This is a genomic window from Exiguobacterium sp. R-17 (assembly GCF_049913315.1).
GTDB lineage: Bacteria > Bacillota > Bacilli > Exiguobacteriales > Exiguobacteriaceae > Exiguobacterium_A.
Map to the genome: position 1 here is coordinate 41,480 of NZ_CP184373.1, position 19,713 is coordinate 61,192.

General features: G+C 39.2%; 14 protein-coding genes and 1 pseudogene. 11 read left to right on the forward strand and 4 right to left on the reverse strand.

All coding sequences use genetic code 11. The features are described from left to right. The first annotated feature begins 354 nt into the window (after positions 1–354). A complete protein-coding gene (locus tag ACN9MT_RS15835; protein WP_426273740.1) occupies positions 355–2,916 on the forward strand; it encodes a hypothetical protein in 2,562 nt (853 codons plus the stop codon). 231 nt (positions 2,917–3,147) lie between these two features. On the opposite strand, the gene ACN9MT_RS15840 is transcribed toward ACN9MT_RS15835, so the two are convergent. Next, positions 3,148–3,510: a hypothetical protein gene (locus ACN9MT_RS15840; RefSeq protein ID WP_426273742.1), complete on the reverse strand. Its 363-nt coding sequence runs from the start codon at positions 3,508–3,510 to the stop codon at positions 3,148–3,150. Positions 3,511–3,922: 412 nt separating this feature from the next. On the opposite strand from ACN9MT_RS15840, the gene ACN9MT_RS15845 reads away from it, so the two are divergent. The 4 genes from ACN9MT_RS15845 to ACN9MT_RS15860 are packed head-to-tail and all read left to right on the forward strand — an operon-like array spanning position 3,923 to position 5,156. Next, positions 3,923–4,114 (forward strand): hypothetical protein, encoded by a 192-nt coding sequence (locus ACN9MT_RS15845; RefSeq protein WP_426273743.1) that lies wholly within the window; start codon positions 3,923–3,925, stop codon positions 4,112–4,114. A gap of 42 nt (positions 4,115–4,156) precedes the next feature. Then, positions 4,157–4,747: a hypothetical protein gene (locus ACN9MT_RS15850; protein ID WP_426273745.1), complete on the forward strand. Its 591-nt coding sequence runs from the start codon at positions 4,157–4,159 to the stop codon at positions 4,745–4,747. Further along, a complete protein-coding gene (locus tag ACN9MT_RS15855; RefSeq protein WP_426273821.1) occupies positions 4,735–4,941 on the forward strand; it encodes a GTPase in 207 nt (68 codons plus the stop codon). Before ACN9MT_RS15850 ends, ACN9MT_RS15855 begins: the two co-directional genes overlap by 13 nt. A gap of 17 nt (positions 4,942–4,958) precedes the next feature. Next, positions 4,959–5,156 (forward strand): hypothetical protein, encoded by a 198-nt coding sequence (locus ACN9MT_RS15860; protein ID WP_426273747.1) that lies wholly within the window; start codon positions 4,959–4,961, stop codon positions 5,154–5,156. A gap of 488 nt (positions 5,157–5,644) precedes the next feature. Here the strand turns inward: ACN9MT_RS15860 and ACN9MT_RS15865 are convergent. Beyond that, positions 5,645–5,863, reverse strand: a pseudogene (locus ACN9MT_RS15865) (ROK family protein); the annotation flags it as partial. Positions 5,864–6,645: 782 nt separating this feature from the next. Between ACN9MT_RS15865 and ACN9MT_RS15870 the strand changes: the two are divergent. Then, positions 6,646–13,737 (forward strand): DNRLRE domain-containing protein, encoded by a 7,092-nt coding sequence (locus ACN9MT_RS15870; RefSeq protein ID WP_426273749.1) that lies wholly within the window; start codon positions 6,646–6,648, stop codon positions 13,735–13,737. 32 nt (positions 13,738–13,769) lie between these two features. Beyond that, positions 13,770–14,207 carry a DUF4304 domain-containing protein gene (locus tag ACN9MT_RS15875; RefSeq protein WP_426273751.1) on the forward strand — a complete coding sequence of 146 codons (438 nt, stop codon included), beginning with the start codon at positions 13,770–13,772 and terminating at the stop codon, positions 14,205–14,207. 1,130 nt (positions 14,208–15,337) lie between these two features. Here the strand turns inward: ACN9MT_RS15875 and ACN9MT_RS15880 are convergent. Both ACN9MT_RS15880 and ACN9MT_RS15885 read right to left on the reverse strand, forming a co-directional pair. After that, complete coding sequence (locus ACN9MT_RS15880) at positions 15,338–15,490, reverse strand: hypothetical protein (protein ID WP_426273753.1); 153 nt, start codon at positions 15,488–15,490, stop codon at positions 15,338–15,340. A gap of 9 nt (positions 15,491–15,499) precedes the next feature. Beyond that, on the reverse strand, positions 15,500–15,937 hold the full coding sequence (locus tag ACN9MT_RS15885) for a Fic family protein (RefSeq protein WP_426273755.1): 438 nt from the start codon (positions 15,935–15,937) through the stop codon (positions 15,500–15,502). Positions 15,938–16,240: 303 nt separating this feature from the next. On the opposite strand from ACN9MT_RS15885, the gene ACN9MT_RS15890 reads away from it, so the two are divergent. Genes ACN9MT_RS15890 through ACN9MT_RS15905 form a run of 4 tightly spaced genes read left to right on the forward strand, consistent with a single transcriptional unit; the run spans position 16,241 to position 19,520 of the window. Next, positions 16,241–17,131 (forward strand): Cof-type HAD-IIB family hydrolase, encoded by an 891-nt coding sequence (locus ACN9MT_RS15890; RefSeq protein ID WP_426273757.1) that lies wholly within the window; start codon positions 16,241–16,243, stop codon positions 17,129–17,131. 17 nt (positions 17,132–17,148) lie between these two features. Further along, positions 17,149–17,733 (forward strand): YczE/YyaS/YitT family protein, encoded by a 585-nt coding sequence (locus ACN9MT_RS15895; protein WP_426273759.1) that lies wholly within the window; start codon positions 17,149–17,151, stop codon positions 17,731–17,733. Positions 17,734–17,750: 17 nt separating this feature from the next. After that, positions 17,751–18,722 (forward strand): LacI family DNA-binding transcriptional regulator, encoded by a 972-nt coding sequence (locus tag ACN9MT_RS15900; RefSeq protein WP_047392325.1) that lies wholly within the window; start codon positions 17,751–17,753, stop codon positions 18,720–18,722. A gap of 39 nt (positions 18,723–18,761) precedes the next feature. Continuing rightward, a complete protein-coding gene (locus ACN9MT_RS15905) occupies positions 18,762–19,520 on the forward strand; it encodes a hypothetical protein (protein WP_426273761.1) in 759 nt (252 codons plus the stop codon). Positions 19,521–19,713: the final 193 nt, after the last annotated feature.

Here is a 19,713-nt window from a genome sequence, read left to right on the forward strand (position 1 = left end):
ATAATCAACTAAATATATATTCCAAAGAGCAGTCTATTTTCCTCTTGATTATTTTTCTTGAAATCTTATCGTAATCAATAATCAATGTTAACTACAGACTTCTCGGATGAGGATTTTCAGAACTGAAATCTATGCATGAAATCCCTCATCTGTATATTAAAACGCCTGTAATGGCAATCACTCAAAAGTAAATGTTCCATTCTACAAACTATAGAGTTTGACTACAAATATCGTGGGAAAAACAGTAAAATATAGGGAGTGGAAATATACATACAAGTTAAGGGGATACTTCAAAGGATTGCAATATATACGTTCTATAGCGTGCGCATGAATGAATTGGGGGAGATTTGACGCATGAATGAAGATGAAAGAAACATGATTTTGAAGAGGAGTGATAGTGGAGAGAGTATCTTAGGTATTCTCGACACCTTGGAGCAATATGACATAGAGATTAGTCACTCGAGTGCAATCACTCTTCTCATGAAAGGAATATCCATACAAGAACTGCTCACCAAGGAAGGGAAATCCCTTCCTGGCGTACCAGCATCCGTCCGACGGGCAGTGCTGATTCTTCAATCTGTGATGAGTGATGAAGAGATCCTGAATCATTGCAGGATGAAGACGCTGTACCACTTGCTACTACCCGAAACGGGGATGACTCTCTCCGACCTCAATCTATTGAAGAATGCAAAGGTGAAGTATTCAGACCTCGAGGGGATGACCTTGCCGATGTTCGAAAAGGTTCTTGATGGTGATAGAAGACCCGATGCCTATCATCGCATCATGGATGCATATCGTGAACTCGAGGGTGGAGAAAAGATGGACGCGATCTCGATGGTAGCGACGACCGTCGAGGTGGAGGAAGAGGATTCCCTGCCTATCACGGAAGTCAGACGCAAAATCACGAGAAAGGGACTCGAGCGTACGTTCCGTGAGGTGGTCTACGATCGTCTCGAGGATACGTTCTCTCTGGAGGGAGTGATGAAGGAGACGGGTGAAGGGGCTGCCGAGCTCTTGGAACTACTCGAGGAGATGTGTCACGAGGATTTGATCGTCCGGACGGATGACGGTCAGTACAAGAAGCGGATACGTACACTACGCACGATACTATCGTCGATGGGACCAGAAACGGAGCTTCTCCGTGACAGACTGGAGGAAGGACTCACCTTGCAAGAAATCTCGAAGAAACATGGCATCGAGGCGAGGGAGATACAAATACGGCTGAGACAATCTTTTAACAGGATCCCTGTCACCCACGTGAAGGAGGCGAGACGATATCTTCAACGTTTCGAGCGCTTCGACATTCCCGAGTACGTCTTCATGAAGGTGTTCGATGAACCCGCCTCCATCCATCGTTTCCTCTCCGTCCGGGTGCAACCGGGTACGGAGGACATCAAGGGTCTATACGGGAGACTGAACGAGCGACAGCGTCAAGCATTCTTGAAATATTTATCACTCATCGCCACACGTGACGGTGAGGTCATGCAGGTGACGAGAGCGAACGTCTTCGAGCACGTCCTGTGGCTGCATGCTGGTGAAGCAGCGCGAACGATGGAAGAATGGAAGATTGTCTATGACGATTACGTCGAAGAGACCTACAAGATAGGAGTGGCTATGCGACTGAAATCCGAACCTAGGAAGCTTACATCGATCGCCTCTCAGTCGGAGTCCATCATCCCGTCTTCGGGAAAACGTTTCCGTTACTATGATCGTTCAAGATTGACGCAACGACGTCTACAAAGATTACGTGGCATGCTGCGTATCGAGCCTGGGTTCTACGGGACGAATCATCTCTTCAGGCTCGAACCCTCGCTGATGGAGGAGCTTGATTGTCATGATTCCGATGAGCTGCAATACATCATCCGTCGATATGTCGAGGCGGCAAACATCGCCGTCGTGAAGCAGTCGGAGATTGTCATCGGATCGATGGAGAAGGCCGAATGGTTGAAGAAGTTAATCCGACAGCATGCCCCGATCGGGATGGGCGACTTTCAGTCGCTCATCGAGGAGCGATTCGGACTATCGCCTGCGTCGGTGAGGCAGTCCATCCGCCGGGAACTTCCGGATTACCTTTCTCCTGACGGTACGCTGGGAGAAAGCATGTCCCTCCTCACGAAAAAAGAAGCGGCCTGGTTCTCGAGACGTCTCACGAAGGAAATCTATACCTATGAGGAGTTGGAGGAGACATTCCCCCACATCGAGCAGTTCAGCTCCCGTTATCTGAACGGAGGTGCCCTCGAAAAGGTCGGCTTCATCAATCAGGGAGGCCTCATCCTACGTGCGGTCCACGGCAATGCAGAGTCCTACTTCGAGTCCATTCTGTCTCAGGAGGAGCTCTTCACAGTCCCGGATTCCCACGTATACAAGTCATCGTCATTCAGACGAATCGTCAAGCGGATGGAGGACAAACAAAATCTTTTCCGCTTCGATGCATCCACCTACATCTCGATTGCGCGATTGAAAAAGGTAGGCGTGAACAAGGGGTTGATCAAGACGCTCATCAAGCAAATGCTCGAAATCGTCATTCGTTCAGGAGAGGACTATTTCACCTTCTCGTCAATCCGGGCAGACATCGATTCGCCTATCCTCGAGCTCGGGATGGAAGACATTTTCTTCGAGGAGTTAATCCGTACGCAGAAACGTGTAGGTTTCATCCGGACAGCTCGTGGAGACATATTCTACATCGGTCGTGACAAGCGGACGATTGGAAGATTGCTTCTTGACCTGCTACCAGACAGAGGTGGGATTGATATCGACATGATGCGCGAGGACATTTTGAAAAAGTTCCGACTGAACTTAGATCGGACTACCGTTATTAAGAATATTCGAGGAAGAGGCGGTTACTTCTCTCCAGAGACGGAGATGCTCTATAAGAACAAGGAAATGTTCTTGGACAGCATATTCGAGTCACGATGAATCCATCAAAAGACTAAGATTCATTATAGAATCTTGAAAATTGTCTGTCCTCATAAACTTCTCACTTCCAAGTCTTCAGTTGATTAAAAGTAAATTAATCATAAGGGCTGGCATCTTTCGTCACACGCAAAATAATCATTAAGATGTTCTCTAGATTTTCATGTCTTCGTATGAGATGGATTGGATATCTCATATTGTAATCATCCAGAACGCTACTTTCTTTCAAAGATTTTAAGTATGGAATAACGAGAAGAGCCATGTATACACTTCGACGTCGAAATGTATACATGGCTCTTCTTTGATTAATCCATCAAAGTGCCTTCTGTCCATCGAACAGACTTTGTAGGAAAAATCTTCTTTTTCTGAGCGGATTCCTGTCAGATATTCTAGATGTTCAATTTTTCGGATAGACACCATTGCCCTGTTCTTCGTCCCAGGCATTTCCTCGATGAGGGACATTACATCAATTGTCGTAGCATCAGCTGGCATCACTGGATATCTAGCGACGCTCACCTCGTTTCTCATTCCCACATGTCCATATCGTACGACTGCCTTCCAATAAGTCCATTCCAAGATTTGCTTAACATCCTTCATGATTTCGCATCCCTTCATTTTTAATCTGTAATTTTCAACTTCATATCGATCAATCGACACTGCCATGTTAGAAAATATAGGTATTGAGTCAATTTTATAGATGGAACGACTCATTGGTGTGTCATTTTTTTATTGTGGTTAAAAATTTTAAGGGGTTAGATGGAAGGTCAAACAAGAGATGCTGGATAAGTTATACCTAAAAAATGGTAAAAAATTCATTTTTATACTTATTTAACCTGTATAATAAAGGTTAGAAATGAGGAGGAAAGGATATCGAAGAGATAGAATAAGGAATCAATGGCATCGTCCTAATGATTATCAGCATCAAATCGCCGTCCCGACGACATGAGAAGTGAATCACCAGAACGATTCCTTTGACTGGAAGACTAATTGAAATTGAGGAGGATTATGTTTGATTAGCATAGATATCGGATTATTTTTAGCACATTTAATTGTCACTGATAACAAGATTGACATCAAGACAAATCAAATCTTGATGGATTATCTAAAAGATGAGGGTGACATAACTGCAGAAGAATTTCAACGAATCAATGATGTAATCGAAAACAATGATGATGCACAACCGCTAGAACAAACACTTTGACGACTTAAAGAGAAAAGTAGCTCAGAAGACAAGGAAATTGCTATGTCGGTCGGACTAGCACTAGCCCTTCATAAAGGTTTTTTGTCTGCGACCGAAGTCGATTTCTTCAAGATTTCTCGGAGAGTTTTCGGCATCACGGAACGAAAATTCAATCAAATTAAATCTGAGGTCGAGCGAGGGTTCGACGAGACTGCGATTTCAAGTCTGATCTTGGAACGAAAACACCATGAATTGATACAACAGGGATATGTCCTCCCACTAAAAAGTTTAATCGATAAATATGACGTAAAAGAACGATTGACGAAGCAATCCGACGCGATGATGAAGAACGAGGAATATGCCTCGGCCATCTCGCACAGTAGGAATATCGGGATTGGTGACATGGCATTCGCTAGACCAATCCTTCACGCGCACATCGGAGAGCTACATAACCTGCGTACTGCCATCGATCAACTCAACTCGAATCTGAAGAAGGTTAGTAAGAAGGACTCAGACACAACGAGGTCGTTGATTGATGCATCGAAGAACCTTCAGTCCCAAATCCATGAAATTATTCAGGAGAGGGAGAGTGATACGGAGCTTTTCCTGGAGAACATCGAGAACGCCGCGACTATTTCACCATCTCCTTCTTAGGAAAGACGAAGGCGGGAAAAAGCACTCTTCATGCCGTTCTTTCTGGGAAAGGGAAGGATGCCATCGGCGTGGGTAAACAAAGGACTACAAGGAACAACCGTGTCTACACGTGGGAGGGTCTAAGAATCATCGATACACATGGCATAGGGGCACCACATGGAAAGAGTGATGAGGACATCGCGAAGAGCGTTTAGACGTTAATAATGGCCTATTGTTTTGTCCGAATCACGATGCTCTGTTTGATAAGGGTTTAATCAGTTTTGAGGACGATTCAACGATTTTGATTACGTCCACGCTAAGTGAAGAGTCAAAAATATTTATGAATGTAAACGAAACCATGCATCTAAAAATGAATATGTTTCAAAAAAACTATATGAGATGGCATCGGGAAAATATATTTCATAATTGATTCTAACGAATCTCTAAATTAAATCTGTCGAATTCGATAGAAAAAGATTGTACTCATCTCAATGTTGAGATGAGTACAATCTTTTTTGTGCTCTGGTTCACTATCGATTAGTCCATTCGATATGAACATCGCTTACGATTGATTACCTGGTGATTTCGACATTCTAAGTTCCCGTGTTTACAACCAATCGAGATAAGCAGCACCGATGACCCCCGCATGCCCCTTCAAGGTGTCTATCATCGAACGAAGATCAGAATAAACAAGTTCGTGGATTCGACATATCAACTCCTCCTAGAAAACATCGGCAGATTCCGTGACGTCACTTCCTATGATGATGACCTCGGAGTAAATCGTGTGGGGGATGTTCGCGAGCCCTGTCACCAAGTAGTTGATGAACTGAATTCATAATGAAAGTACGGTTTATAGCGCTTCGATGGATTAGGCTTACTTCTCTGAGGCGCGTAATTGAAGAAGTGTCATCCCGTTCGCTAATCCTTCGAGAAATCCACGTCTGGCACCGGATAGACGGCCTGGATGAATCGATGATAGTGTTGTCGTCCACTGGCCATATGAATAAGCTTCTTCTTATGGATAAAATCACCACCAATTCCCATGCTGACCGTCATATAGTAGACAGAAAAGGTTGTCCGTCCGGCTCCGAACAACACTTCTCCGTGCGCCGCTGCGTCCACATCGTTTTCGAGAGATGTTGGAAGCTTATCAGATGTCCAGGTATGCGTAGAAGAATTCCTATGGAGAGATTGTGATGATTTATTCGCTCGTCGAAAGCCTCCTAGATGATGTAAGAAATATCCAGCACGCGGACGGCGACATTATTATGAATATCTACCTGTTCGATTATGTGAATGAGGATAAAGACGTTGTTGGCTTCCTTGAGAATCTCGATTCACAACAACGGCGTTTTTCGGACACATCGACGAATAGATGAACTTAAAAAAACGGAGAAAGAATAGATTCAACATGAGAGAAGAAGAATGCAGATTTCGAAATACAATTATTGATGAACTAACCGTGGTTTATTAAAATGTCGTATGAAATAAGGTTTTCTGTAAAGATAAATTTATTAAATGTTACTACCTAACAGCTGTAAAAAAATTCACTTAATAGAAATTCGATGTAAAAATTTAGAATCACTCGTAGTTCGGATTTGTATATGACTAGATGATTTCTAACTGGATTATGATACGAGTATGATCCGTAAGTGAGAAATTATCAATCAGAGGTCTATTCATAATCAAATAAGAAAAAATGTGTGCATAACAAAATAAAATCAAGATATTAGATGAATATATCACTAGCATAGAATGATAAAATAACCACTTTTTTGTAAGAAAAAGGAGGTTATTTTTTTTGGAAAATGAGTAAATAAATGTGGAGAAACGCTTTCTTTATGTCCTTCTTTGTAATATAAATGTAAAAGAAATATTTTGTTTTTTTAGGAAAATAATTATACGAAAGGAAGATCAGATTGCATAAGAATTTTAAAAAAAGTTTAAACGCGGCACTTGCCTTGACACTGGTATTTTCGATTTTGCCAACAAAGAACTCTGGTGTTGGAGCAGAAAATAAGAAGTCTACACAAAAAGAGGTGGGAACGACAGCACCGAATACGTTATCGGACGCTTTGTTACCAGCATCCGAATTAAGTACGGAAGATACGGTGGTCCAACCCGGGACAAAACCAGGTACATATAATCTCACGATGTTCGATGATGAGATTCAGGTGAAGAACGGACAAAAGAAATGGGAGAAGGTCGACCCTACTTTAAAGCGTAATGCAGACAATGATTTAACGGCGACTGCTACTGACTTGAAAGTAGAGTTCGACTCGACCATCGATAGCAACTCAACGCTGCTTGAAGTGGGGGAGACTAAAAATGATAAGGTCTCTTATGTTTTCAAAGGAGTCGAAACAGCAGAAGGTATCCAACCGGTTCAACCTGCATTAGCGACAGTAAACGGAAACGAAATCCTTCATCCGAACATCTTACCGAATGTAGATTTACGGCATGTCGTGCTGAATAAAGAAGTCAAAGAAGACATCATTCTCAAGCAAGCTGTTCCAGGGTTGGAATCCTTCGTTTACGAGATTAAGACCCCGTTAGAGGCAACACTTGATAAAAAAGGGCACATCGATTTTAAGGATAAAAAAGGGGATATCCTATATTCTATGCCCGTCCCGATGATGAGTGATGGGAAACAGGACTCAAAATCAGGACTATCTAGTGAAAGTTACGATATTGACTATGAGCTGGAATCAACAAAAACGGGCTATCAACTGAAGTTGACCCCTGACGCCAAATGGCTTTCGAGTGAAGATCGTGTCTACCCAATCTACATTGATCCATCGGTGGCGAAAGATGCATCGCTCGATACATTCGTATCCAGTGCGAGCCCGACAAGTAATTACAATAAGTACTGGAACTCGTCATTAGGCGAGTATGTTTTACGGGTCGGGAAGTATGATTCGGCAACAGGGACTAACTATGCATTTGTTAAAATGCCTGCTCTATCAGACCTGAAAGGAGCTGAAATTTCAGCTGCGTCCCTTAAGACATACGTCAAATGGAATTACTATGCGGGAACAAAGACTGGTCTATGGGTGGACCGTGTCAATGCGAACTGGTCGGAGACGGGTGTGACGTGGGATACGAAGCCCTCATCGACGAACATCACTTCGACAACCGTTGCCCGCGATCAATGGGCGACGTTCAATGTGTTATCTGCGATCAAAACCATCGCAGATGGTTCAAGAACGGATTACGGATTTAAATTCCACACGAATGGTAACGGTCAAACCTATTGGAAGCAATTGACCGCCAGTGAGAATACAAAGAACAGAACGAATCTGAACGTCACTTACAGCTATCCGCAAATGGGAGCGTTAAAAACGAACGCATTCCCGAGTGGAGCCGGAGCTACGACAGGTTATTTCGAAATCTCTTGGCCTGCAGCTAAGAACGCTTCCAACTATCGCTTACAACTCTATAACGGTAAGGGATGGCGGACGATTTATAAAGGGACGGACCTAAGTTATAGCACGAAAGGAAAACGCTTCTGGCCGACGCCTGCTCAGTACAAAGATAAGGACTCGCTGACAGGTGGTGTAGCCTTTCGTGATGGAGACGGGATGGAATTACCTATGGATCCGTCGCCTATGTACACAGCAAGTATTGGAAGTACATCCACTTCAAAAGCATATCAGTTCCGGATCGTAGCAGATTATCCATTAGGAACAAGTACACCTTCGACGGTCGTGAAACCAACACTCGAAGGCATCATCCCTGATAAGCCTGCACCCCCGACCTACTCTGCCTTCGCAAACGAAGCGGATAGTAAAGGATATTTCAACTTAGAATGGGAAAGCGTTGAGGGAGCAACGTCATACGATATCTTACTCTTTAACGGAAATAGCTATGAACGCTTCCCTGCTGGCGATGTGACGAGTTGGTCGAGCAAGGGAAAACGCATCTTCCCGACTGAAGCACAGGCTGCAACCATCACGTTAGGTCAAACGGATGCATTCCGAAAATCAGGAGACGGGCGTGACTTCTTGACGGACCCACGTAGCCTATATCGTAAGACGGGTACTAGTTACGTGAACTCAACGAATTACTATGCAAAGGTAGTCGCAAAATCAAGCAAGGGAGAAAGTGCCGCTTCTCCATATACGAAAATCTACTTTCCGGTAAAGAATGTAAACACTAAGGTGAGTGGATATGAAGATGAACGAAATCAAGATAGCGGATTTTTATTTTCTGAATGGGAAAAACAACCTGAAGCTGCAGGTTATCTTGTCTATTTATTCAACGGAAAAGATAACCAGTTAATTGCCCATAGATCAAAAGATGAAAGTACATGGACTAGCCGAGATCAGAAGATATGGCCAAAAGAAAATCAAGGGTATAATTTAAGAAGTAACGGAGACGGGATGGAGCTTCCGTTAAATCCAGGATTAACATATGAAAAAGCTGTTTCGACTCAAACGAATGATAGTGCTTACTACCTTAGTGTAATACCATACAGAGCCATCAATTCTGCGATATCCTCAGACGACATATTGAACCCAGATAGATATTTCGGAAAGAGTATTATAAAAGAAGGATCGATAAGGCCAACATATTTGTTAGATGATGACACTAACGAATTAGGTATTCAAGATTATTATCCAATAGAACGATTTAATGATTTTTATGTCAACGTCAGAAATAATAACCAGATAGTAACCGATGAAGATATGGATATTAATTTTAGTGGGTATGGCATACTCTTGAAAAGATTTTATAATTCTTTATCTAACAAAGTTGGTTTGTTCGGTAAAGGCTGGAGTAGCTTTTTGGACGAAAAAATAGACTTTGATAAAACGTCTTCATCAAACCCTAACATCATAAATTTTCATGATGAATCTGGGACGAATCATCTTTTCATAAAAAATAATAATGGTGACTTTGTTCCGCCAACCGGAATTGATTTATCACTCATCTCAAAAAAGAAGAATAATGCAACCATTTATGGAGTGAAAAAACCAAACGATGATATTATTTGGTTTGATAAGGATGGGTATCCTGAGGATCTTGAAAGTGCTGAAGGGAAGATTCTTTTTGTCAGTTATAAAGGTGAAGATGGGAATAAAAAGCCAGTAAAAATATCATCGAAATCAATGAGTAAGTACAGTATTGATATTCATTATCGAGATGAGGATTCTTTGATTGATAAAGTTTCTTACGGTGTAAATGAAAGTACTCTCTCAGAAGCTTTAATATTCAATTATGAATATGAAGATGAATCATTAGTTAAAACTATAAAGAATAATAAATCTTCGATAGAAGAAAACGAAGAATATAGCTATGTTGATAAATCAGCAGATGACAGTAGTGAAGTTTATAACAAGGAGCTCAAGCTTTTAAAAAGAACATATGCCCCGAATGAACAATCAACTTTAAAAGATAACCAAATAGATGAGACTAGTTTTATTTCAAGAGATTTAGAAGACTCTGATTTCCAAACAGAATACTTAATAAAAAATTCTAAGTCGACTGATAGTGCTAGATTTTTGATTAATAAGGAAGAAGAAAACAATCAATTAAAGAAAATCATCACTTCTTTAGATACAATCTCATCTGAGAAAAAAGACGATAGTGAAACAAGTTTGAAATATTATTCAAATGTTGGACTACTTGAAGAAGAGAGGGAAGAAACATCAAGTGGTGTACTATCAACCAGATATAAATGGAAAGATAACAGAATTACTAGCATAACGTATCCGGATGGTGAAACTGAGATATTCTCTTTCGAGGAGCGCCCATCCATAGTAGGTAAAGAATCTAGTGATAATATTATCTCTAAAGAAGGTTTATCAGAATCCTTATCGAATCAATATGATCAAAAAACAATGAACCTGTTAAGATCATTGGATGAATTCGATTTGCTTACCTTATATGGGTACAACGAAAAAAATCTTGAAGTAGGTACAATTTTAAATAACGATTCTACATTAAATGCTGTGGAGTATGATCAAAATGGGAATGTCGTCGAGGAAAGCGTACGTCTTGTAAATGGTTCTAATTTTGTGAAAAACGGCTCATTTAATAGCTTAAAGTTTTGGAGCGGTGGAGAACTGTCTTCAGAGGGATTGAACGGTAAATCTTTGAAGCTATCAAGGAACTCTGTTACGCAGAATATTCCTGTCATTGGAGCGAATGCTTACAATCTAAGTATAAATGTAAAAACAGATTCAGAATCATCGGCCAATGCAAAAATTACATTTATGGATAAGGACTCGAAAATAATACCAGATGTAGAATATAAAATTTATGAAGTCGGAACAGATGATGAATGGTATAAAGGTATTGAAGAATTCACTGCGCCCGAAAATGCTGTTAAATTAATTTTGAAATTAGAGGCTAAGGGAAAAGGTGAAGTCTTATTTGATGAAGTTCAATTAACATCAAGCCTCAAAGGTACATCTGTCTCTGTAAGTAAGTTTAATTATGTAGAGAATGGAGATTTTCAAACTCTTGATTTTTGGACGACAAAAGATACGTCTTTAGTCAATGACGGTTTTTCTAGTAATGACAGTGTAGAGCTTTCGAAAGATGGAGAGCTTTCTCAAGATGTCACAATCAATCAATCGAAAGAAGAACCGATATTTATAACTGCAGCTTCTAAGAATGGGGACAAAAATGTCAATATAGCTGCTAAAGTTAAATTTTCGGATGGAACTGAAAAAGTTTATTCGAAACAGTTTGACACTATAAATTCAAATGTCGATTTTTGGCAAAGAAAAATCATACAAATCGATGAACCTAAAAAAATCGAAGCGATTTCGGTAAAATTATCAAACTCTTCTTCAAATAAAGTACTGATAGATTCTGTACGAATTTCTTCCGGAAGAGTCGTTCAAGCTTATAAATATGATTCTGATAATCACGTTGTAGAGACGAAGGCGCTTGATGGTACTCTAACTTCATATGAATATGATCAATTCGGCAATGTGATTAAGCAAAATCAATCAGGTTCAGTTTTAAATAACGTATACGATGAATTCGGAAGAATAAAGGAAAGACAATTCCCTGATTCTACTAGAGTCATAGTAGAGTACGATGAAGCCGGTAACATAAGCTCGAAACAAATTCGAGCTGCGAATTCAGGAACAACTAGTGAAGATTTTTATCCTAAATATTTTTATAACAAATATGGTGATTTAGAAAAGAAAGCTATTTTCTCTGATAACTATGTGTATTATGACTACAATTCTAATCAAGAACTGATAAATCAAAAGTTTCCAAATGGAAACATGATAAAAAACACTTACAATAAAGCTGGTATGATTGAAAAAGTTGAAGGCTTAGATGCTAAAACCATTAACAATAATAGTTTTAGTTATAAGTATATAAACGAGGATAATGTCTCAGAAATTACTTCTTCATTAACTAATAGTAAAAAAAATTATGAATATGCTCCCTCAGAACAGAAGAATGATTTAATCTCGGGAAATATCTCGTTATTGAAAGATTATTTCGGAAACATCCAAACTTGGAATTATATGACGAATGAGAATGTTCAAACTTCAATAATCAATTCATATATGATTAATGGAGAGAAGGTTAATTTTTACTACGATAAAGCGAAACGTAATCATGAGGTCAAAACTGACAACCTTAGTTGGAAGTTCAGACATAGTGAAAACGGTAAAATTTCTCAAATGACGTTTCCTACGCGTGAGACTGGCGAAATGATTAAAGAATTCAATGATAATGGTCTTGTTAAATCAATTGCCTATCGCACTGCAAACAAAATCGCAATTAAAGAAAGTTACACTTATAATGATCATGGATTGTTATTAGAAAAGCATTCTAAAGACTTATTAACTAAGTACAAATACGATAAAAATGACCAATTAGTTGAAGAAGATACAAACGGTATAAAAAGTATCTACGAATACGATAAGTCTGGTAACCTTACAAAAAATAATGGAATCAAGTCGACTTTCAATAAAGACAATCAGCTAGTAACTCGAGATTCTGAATCAATGATTTATGATGAAAATGGAAATCGAATCAAAGATGGATTGTTTAACTATAGCTGGAGTCCTTTCAATACACTTCTTAAATTGAGTAAAAATGGAGTGGCCATTGCTGAATATCAGTACGATGAACAATCACGAAGAATTCAAAAAAAATATCAATCCAACATTATTCGTTATCTCTATGATGGGGACTCGAATCGATTATTAGCTGAAACAGATGAAAATGGTAAAGAACTGCGACGATATCTTTATAATGCTGACGATGTTTTATTGGCTATAAAAATAAATGCACGTTGGTACAATTATCAGCGGGATTATAAAGGTAATATTACCGCACTGATTGATGACCTCGGGAATGTTGTGGCACAGTACCAATACAATGCCTGGGGAGTTCTAACTAAAGAGGAAGTTAAGGATGCTAATCTTAAAGAACAACCTTTCCTATACTCTTCTTATTATTTTGATCGCGAAAGCAAAATGTATTATCTTCACAATAGATACTATAATCCTTCTCAAGCCGTATTTTTGTCACCAGATAGTTATGATAGTCCTGAAGATTTCAGTATCTCTTCAGTCAATCGGTATTCGTATGTCTCTAATCAACCGACCATGTACATCGATCCGTCCGGGAATAAGAATGATTTACCGGATGCTCCAGTTGGTGGTGGTGGCCTGGGCTTTAGATATATCCCAAGATTTAAAAACGGTCCTGCAGGAGAGCTGTTCGTTCGAAATTCCGTTGTCGGGAGAGGGTCCTCTAGAGCCTTTGAAACAAGTAAAGGTAAACGGATAGTTGATGTGTATGATGATGTGACTAAGATTGGTCATGAATCTAAAGTGGGAAGAGTAAGTAAAAAATCTTTTGTGAAAAAACAAGTAAGAAAAGATGCTGAACTAGTGAAAAATGGTACGCTGAAAAGAGCAGAATGGCACTTTATGCTAAGTGATGTTACTGGAAAAGGCGGTCCTACGAAGAATTTATTAAAATATCTTAAGAAATATGGCATCAAGGTTCATAGACATGACCTTTAAAATTTATTTTAAGGTGGAGAGAGGTGCAAAAGATGACTAAAGTAAGTATGATGAGGGAATCTTTAAAAAAGGTTGTAGTTCCTGAACTTAGAAAAAGTGGATTTAAAGGCTCCTTTCCACACTTCAGACGTCCTCAAGATGATCACATTGAACTTTTGTTTATATATTTATTGAAATCGGGCGATGGAGTAAGAGTGGAAACGTCAATTTGTTCCTTGGATGGGTACACTACACATTGGGGAGAAAAAATACCACCGAACAAAGTAAAAGTGGATTATATGGATCCTGATAAAAGATACAACATCGGGGAAGATAAGCCTGAATTTGTAGGAGGAATTATCTTTTTCTTCGAAGATTTTCAAAATGAAGCAGAATTTGATATACTTTCAAAAGAAATATTAAGTTATTTGAAACTAGATGAAAAGAATTGGATTAAAAATAAAATAGAAAAGAAACTAAAAAAGATTTAACTATATTCAAGGCTTGGCTCATAAGTCATTCCTATATAAAAAAACAGCCGATAACACCGTTAAAAGACGAGTCATCGGCTGTTTTTTTATATATGTTATTCATTTCTCATAGTAGTTTATAAATGAAGGTATGAGATACAGGAATGTGCTGGACTTGTGATTCAACGTGACAGAAATCGAAAGTAGTTATCTCTTCCATCGATACGATGTAAAATTGATTAGCAGAGAGGAATATGGAACATGTTCCAGAGGTATGGTGATGGAGGAGAACGTGAATTCTGTTACAAAAAACATGTTTTAAAGTGGACAGGGAGTCTGCTAGGATGGAGTAATGAAGTGAAGCTCGAAATGACCAATGATACCAATCGTGAACTACCGAGACTCAGACCAAATAACAGGTATATAGAGTTTAGAAAGTATCCTGATGACTTAAAGGCAAGGGTACAGCTGAAGTCATTACCATTTTAAGAGACGATGACCAAGATTTCAGGATTACGATTGAACTTTTGAAATAGAGTCAGGATTTGCAGAGGCTAGAGAAAGTCGTGAAGCTAGACGTCTCGTCGGAAGAAGTGCAAGAAGGCATTGAACATCATAGATGATGACGAGCCGTACACGAGTTGATCTTCTGAAGAAGTTCAGTCGAGCGTTTTGCGTAATGATTCTAGTTCTATGACTTTCTATCCATTCAATCGATTAATTGGAATTTGTATACATCATATTTTTTTTTAAAGATCTAATTGTTTACTCATATTTAGTGCCTGAATACCTTATATATGAACAGCAAGCCGATTTTTACCTCAACAAAAAAAGGTTGTATACGTTTCGACGTCGAAACGTATACAACCTTTTTTTGTTCTCTGATTTGTTATCAACAAATCTAAGCAATCTTGAACATCGTTTATGATTGATTAGCCAACAAGTGCGATGTTCGAGACTTTCTTATATATGTAAGTAAATCGGTATTGGAATCTTCTAGTATGGTAAGTACTTTATTCTTCGCGGATGTTCTTGATACCATGTAGTGTTATTGTTTCGTCCATGTCGCACTCCGACCAATACTGGATGGGGAAATGATTCCCTCGTCACGTTAGTCTCGCAATACGCGATTGATCGTCGCCTCACTGATGTCAAGGCAATCCTTCCTTACGTCTCCTTTCTTGAACGGTGTGACGTCCTTCAATGAAACGACGGATCCGATTGTTCTTGTTCTGACTACCGGTCGTGTCCAATCCGACGCGATCCTCGAGTTCTTTATAGGCAGCAAGAATCGTGCTCAGCAAGTAGTTGATTCAAGGGAACGAATCTTGTTGGTTCTGGTGCCAACGCATGGAGGAGAGACGGAGTGACTCATAGTAATCTTCCTTCCGTGATTCGACAATCTTCTCGAGACTGGTATAGCGTCCGACCTCGAAGCCGTACTGATAGAGCAACAAGAAGGTCAATAATCGTGCCATGCGACCATTCCCGTTATTGAACGGCTGAATGGATAGGAAATCGAGGACGAACAAGCTCGTCAGGATGAGCGGATCGATGTCCTCTTGTTGCCGTCCCTCTCGTAGGCTGTCGCATAACGCCTGCATCGCTGCCGGTTTTTCGAACGTAAGGACGGGGGTGAAGCGAGTCCGGCGCGTGCCATCCGGGAACGTTTCACTAATCTCGCTGTCGACGTTCTTCCACCGCCCACCTTCGACGGGGGCGAACTTATAGAGTTCCCTGTGTAGTTGCAACAGAACATTCGCATTGACTGGGATGTCCTCGGCTGAAGCATGAATCAGGTGGACGTCGCGGTAACCGGCAATCTCTGCCTCTAAACAATCAGCAGGGGGCAGGGGCGGCTGACTTTGACATAAGGGCTCCTCCTATTAAATCGTTTCTTTTTTATACTTTCTAAATTATTTTAAAGAGTACTATCGAAGAATAAGATATGAAACGCGTCCTAGGTCAATCCTTTTTTTATCTATTGCTTTGAAACGCGTTTCAGAGATTAAGATAATTTTGAACAGAAAAAACAATTGAAATGGAGGATAGATATGAAGTTATTTGCGATTGACTTAGATGGAACACTTTTGCATTCAAATCATACAATTTCTAAGGAGAATGCTTTAGCGATTAAGAAAAGACAAGAGCAGGGAGACTTAGTACTTATTGCGACAGGACGAGCCTCTTTTGACGCACAAAATATCTTGCGCAAACATCACATATTTGGGTGTCCGATTATTGCTTCGAATGGAGCAGAGTTACAGTACAAAATAGATGACAGAGTACTTCGAAATAACACCTCAATGGATAGGCAGACGAGCGAAAGAATCTTACGATATTTAAGCGAAGAAGAGGTCTATGTTCAAATTTACTTAGAAGACAAAATCTTATTGGAATCAGAAGCCACTGATATCTTGCTTGCTAAAATAGAAAAAGAGCGGGTACTAAATCAATCTTTCAGCGCAGATTTATTCCTCCACTCTATTCAGGCACAGCTAACACAATATGGCGTAGAATATGTCGACTCTATTACCCCCAATGACTTATCGTGTGTTATCAAGTTTATGATTGTTTCGCCAAATCAAGGTCTCTTAAAAAAAATAGAGCGAAGGCTTTCTCTAATCAATACGTGTTCGATTTCTAGTTCGGGCGCATACAATTTAGAAGTAATGTCAGTAGGAATTAATAAAGGATCGGCACTTATTAAAGTAGCAACTGACTGTAACATTGAATTAAGTAACACAATCGCAATCGGTGATAATCAAAACGACTTATCGATGTTCCAGATAGCAGGAAGCAGTGTAGCGATGAAGAACGCTGAAGAGTCTATCAAAAGCATTGCAACTTATGAAACATTAGATAATGAGCATAGTGGTGTCGCCCATGCTCTAAATGATTATCCAACTAATTTACTCAACCAATTAAAGCGAGCTAGTGTATGAATCGACGACGAAAGTGGATGATGTATTTAGGCGGGTTATTAACACTCTCATTTGGCGTTGTGCTTATGATCAAAGCGAGCATGGGAATAGCACCTTGGGATGCACTGAATGTCGCATTGGAAAAACATATTGGCATGAGCATCGGCTTTTGGGTATTCGCTGTGGGTAGTGTACTGATTGTTATCAATGGTCTCATTAAACAAGGAATGCCCAATCTGCTAGGTTTTATACCAGTTATCATTATTGGTCTGTTGATTGATGGATTAAATGCTCTTCTTACAGGTCGGATAGATATAGATAGTCAATTTTCTGGTTGGTTTTTATTTGTTGCCGGTCTATTGATACTGAGTTGTGGAATTGCTTTATATATTCGTTCGTCCTTACCAGCTGTTCCTAATGATGAATTTATGATTGAACTCAGTAAGCGAACGGGCTGGAGTTTGGCAATAACAAAGACATGTGGAGAAGGTTTAGCCTTTTGTATTGCTTTTTTATTGAATGGACCGGTAGGTGTTGGAACATTGGTTGTCCTTTGTCTTTTAGGTGTTTTGATTGATGTAGCATCTCGCATTTTTGATATGATTAAAATACCTAAATATTGACACAAGAAGGGAATATAATGGCTAACATAACAGAAATTGCTCGCTTGGCAAAGGTATCACGATCAACGGTATCACGTGTTTTAAATAATCAGCCCTATGTAACTTCGCAAAAAAAAGAAGCTGTTTTAGAAGCCATTCGTTTGCTAGATTACGTTCCGAATCGGAATGCAATCAATCTATCGAAAGGAAAAACGAATATTATCGGTATCATGGTTCCGCAAATCAATCATCCTTTTTTTAATCATTTAATCAGCGGAATGGGCGAGATTTGTGCGGATTTGAACCTTTCATTACTTGTCAATCAAACAAACAGTGATCCAGAAAGAGAAAAAATATCGTTTGATCAACTGCGATATAAACAAATTGATGGACTAGTTATTGCTTCGACCGTAAGTTCAGCAACAGAACTGTCCGAAATTAATAAATACGGTCCGATAGTATCTTGTGAGTGGTCGGAAGGCGATCATGCTCAGGTATACATTGATCACTCGAATGGGATCGAACTAGTAATGAACCACCTAAAGGAAAAAGGTTATCAAAGTATAGCGCTATGTTTAGGAAATCCAGATAGTGGTGTCGGTAAAAGTCGAAAAAGCGCCTTTGATAAATTTATCGATAATAGTAATTGTACGCATTCGCACGAATGGTACTTCGAAAAAAGATATAGTTTTGAGGACGGAAAGACTGTCATGAATGAACTATATAAACTATCTGCTCTTCCGAGAGCTATCGTAGTTGGGAATGACTATGTGGCAGCAGGAATTATTCATCAAGCAAGACTGTTAAAGATAAGAGTTCCTGAAGATCTTGCTGTAACTGGATTTGACAATCAATCGATTGCTGAAGCCCTGCATATTACCACTATCGATCAGCCGATTCATCAACTAGGAATAGAAGCAGTTAAAATGATGGATAGTTTAATTAATCATCGACATAAAGTTGAACAAAACACGTTGAGTCTTCGATTAATCATCAGGCAATCTACTTAAATATGAAAATAAAGTATGTGTTAAAGGAGAATGCATTAAATGAGAAAATTGATTATTTTTCATAAAAAAAACTATAAACCGAAACTAGCAAAAAAAAGAATGCTGACAAAAGAATTTGGTATTAGTGTTTTTTGGATTTTAGCTTTTGTTGCGAGCTTCTTAAGTTTGCCCTTGTTAGCTGATAGCATTTCTGTAAAATATCTTTGGATTATACCTATCGTATCGTTTTTAGGAACGTACATCTATTTCACTCATTTAGAAAGAGATACAGAATTTTTTGTAAATGATGATAGTGTGTACAAAGAAAAGTTAAAAAAATTTTTATTCGGTATCAACATTGTCAACAGTGCTCAGCTTGATATAGTAATCAAAAATATAGTAGAAGAGCGGGAGGGTAGTCGTAAACAACTGGGAATTACTTTGCCTTATATACTTGCTGGCGTGACCTTAAGCACTATCATTTTAAATAAAGTTCAGATATCTAATAAAGACTTCATTCTATATTTTATCGATTATTTAGTTGTAGTCTTCTTTATTCATATTGTTCTGAAAGTGTGTGAGCCCTTCTTTAATTTGTATGCAGACAATGTATCAACTCTTATTAATTTTCTAAAGCAAATTCAAATAGAATGGTTAGACGATCGTCCGGTCGAAGCACTCTCAAAAAACGATCAATACGAAGCAATTGAAAATTTCGCTGAAAATGAACCTAAAGAACTTCCCGTTTCAGTTGAGATTGATCATGTTATAGTTGATAATCCAGAAACACGTGCTACAAAATCAAATCCATTAAATTAAATCGAAACTTCTACTCAGTGAGGCTAAGAAGACTTTTGTATTTAACTTTGAATCAGCATCTTTTAGTTGGATATTCTAGCATTTAAATGTCTTACTATTTGAATGCGTTAAGAAAGCAGAAAAAAAGCTATTTTTAGTTCATATTTGAAGTTTATTTTATTCTTTAAGACCTTATTCGAGTGGAGATTGTGCA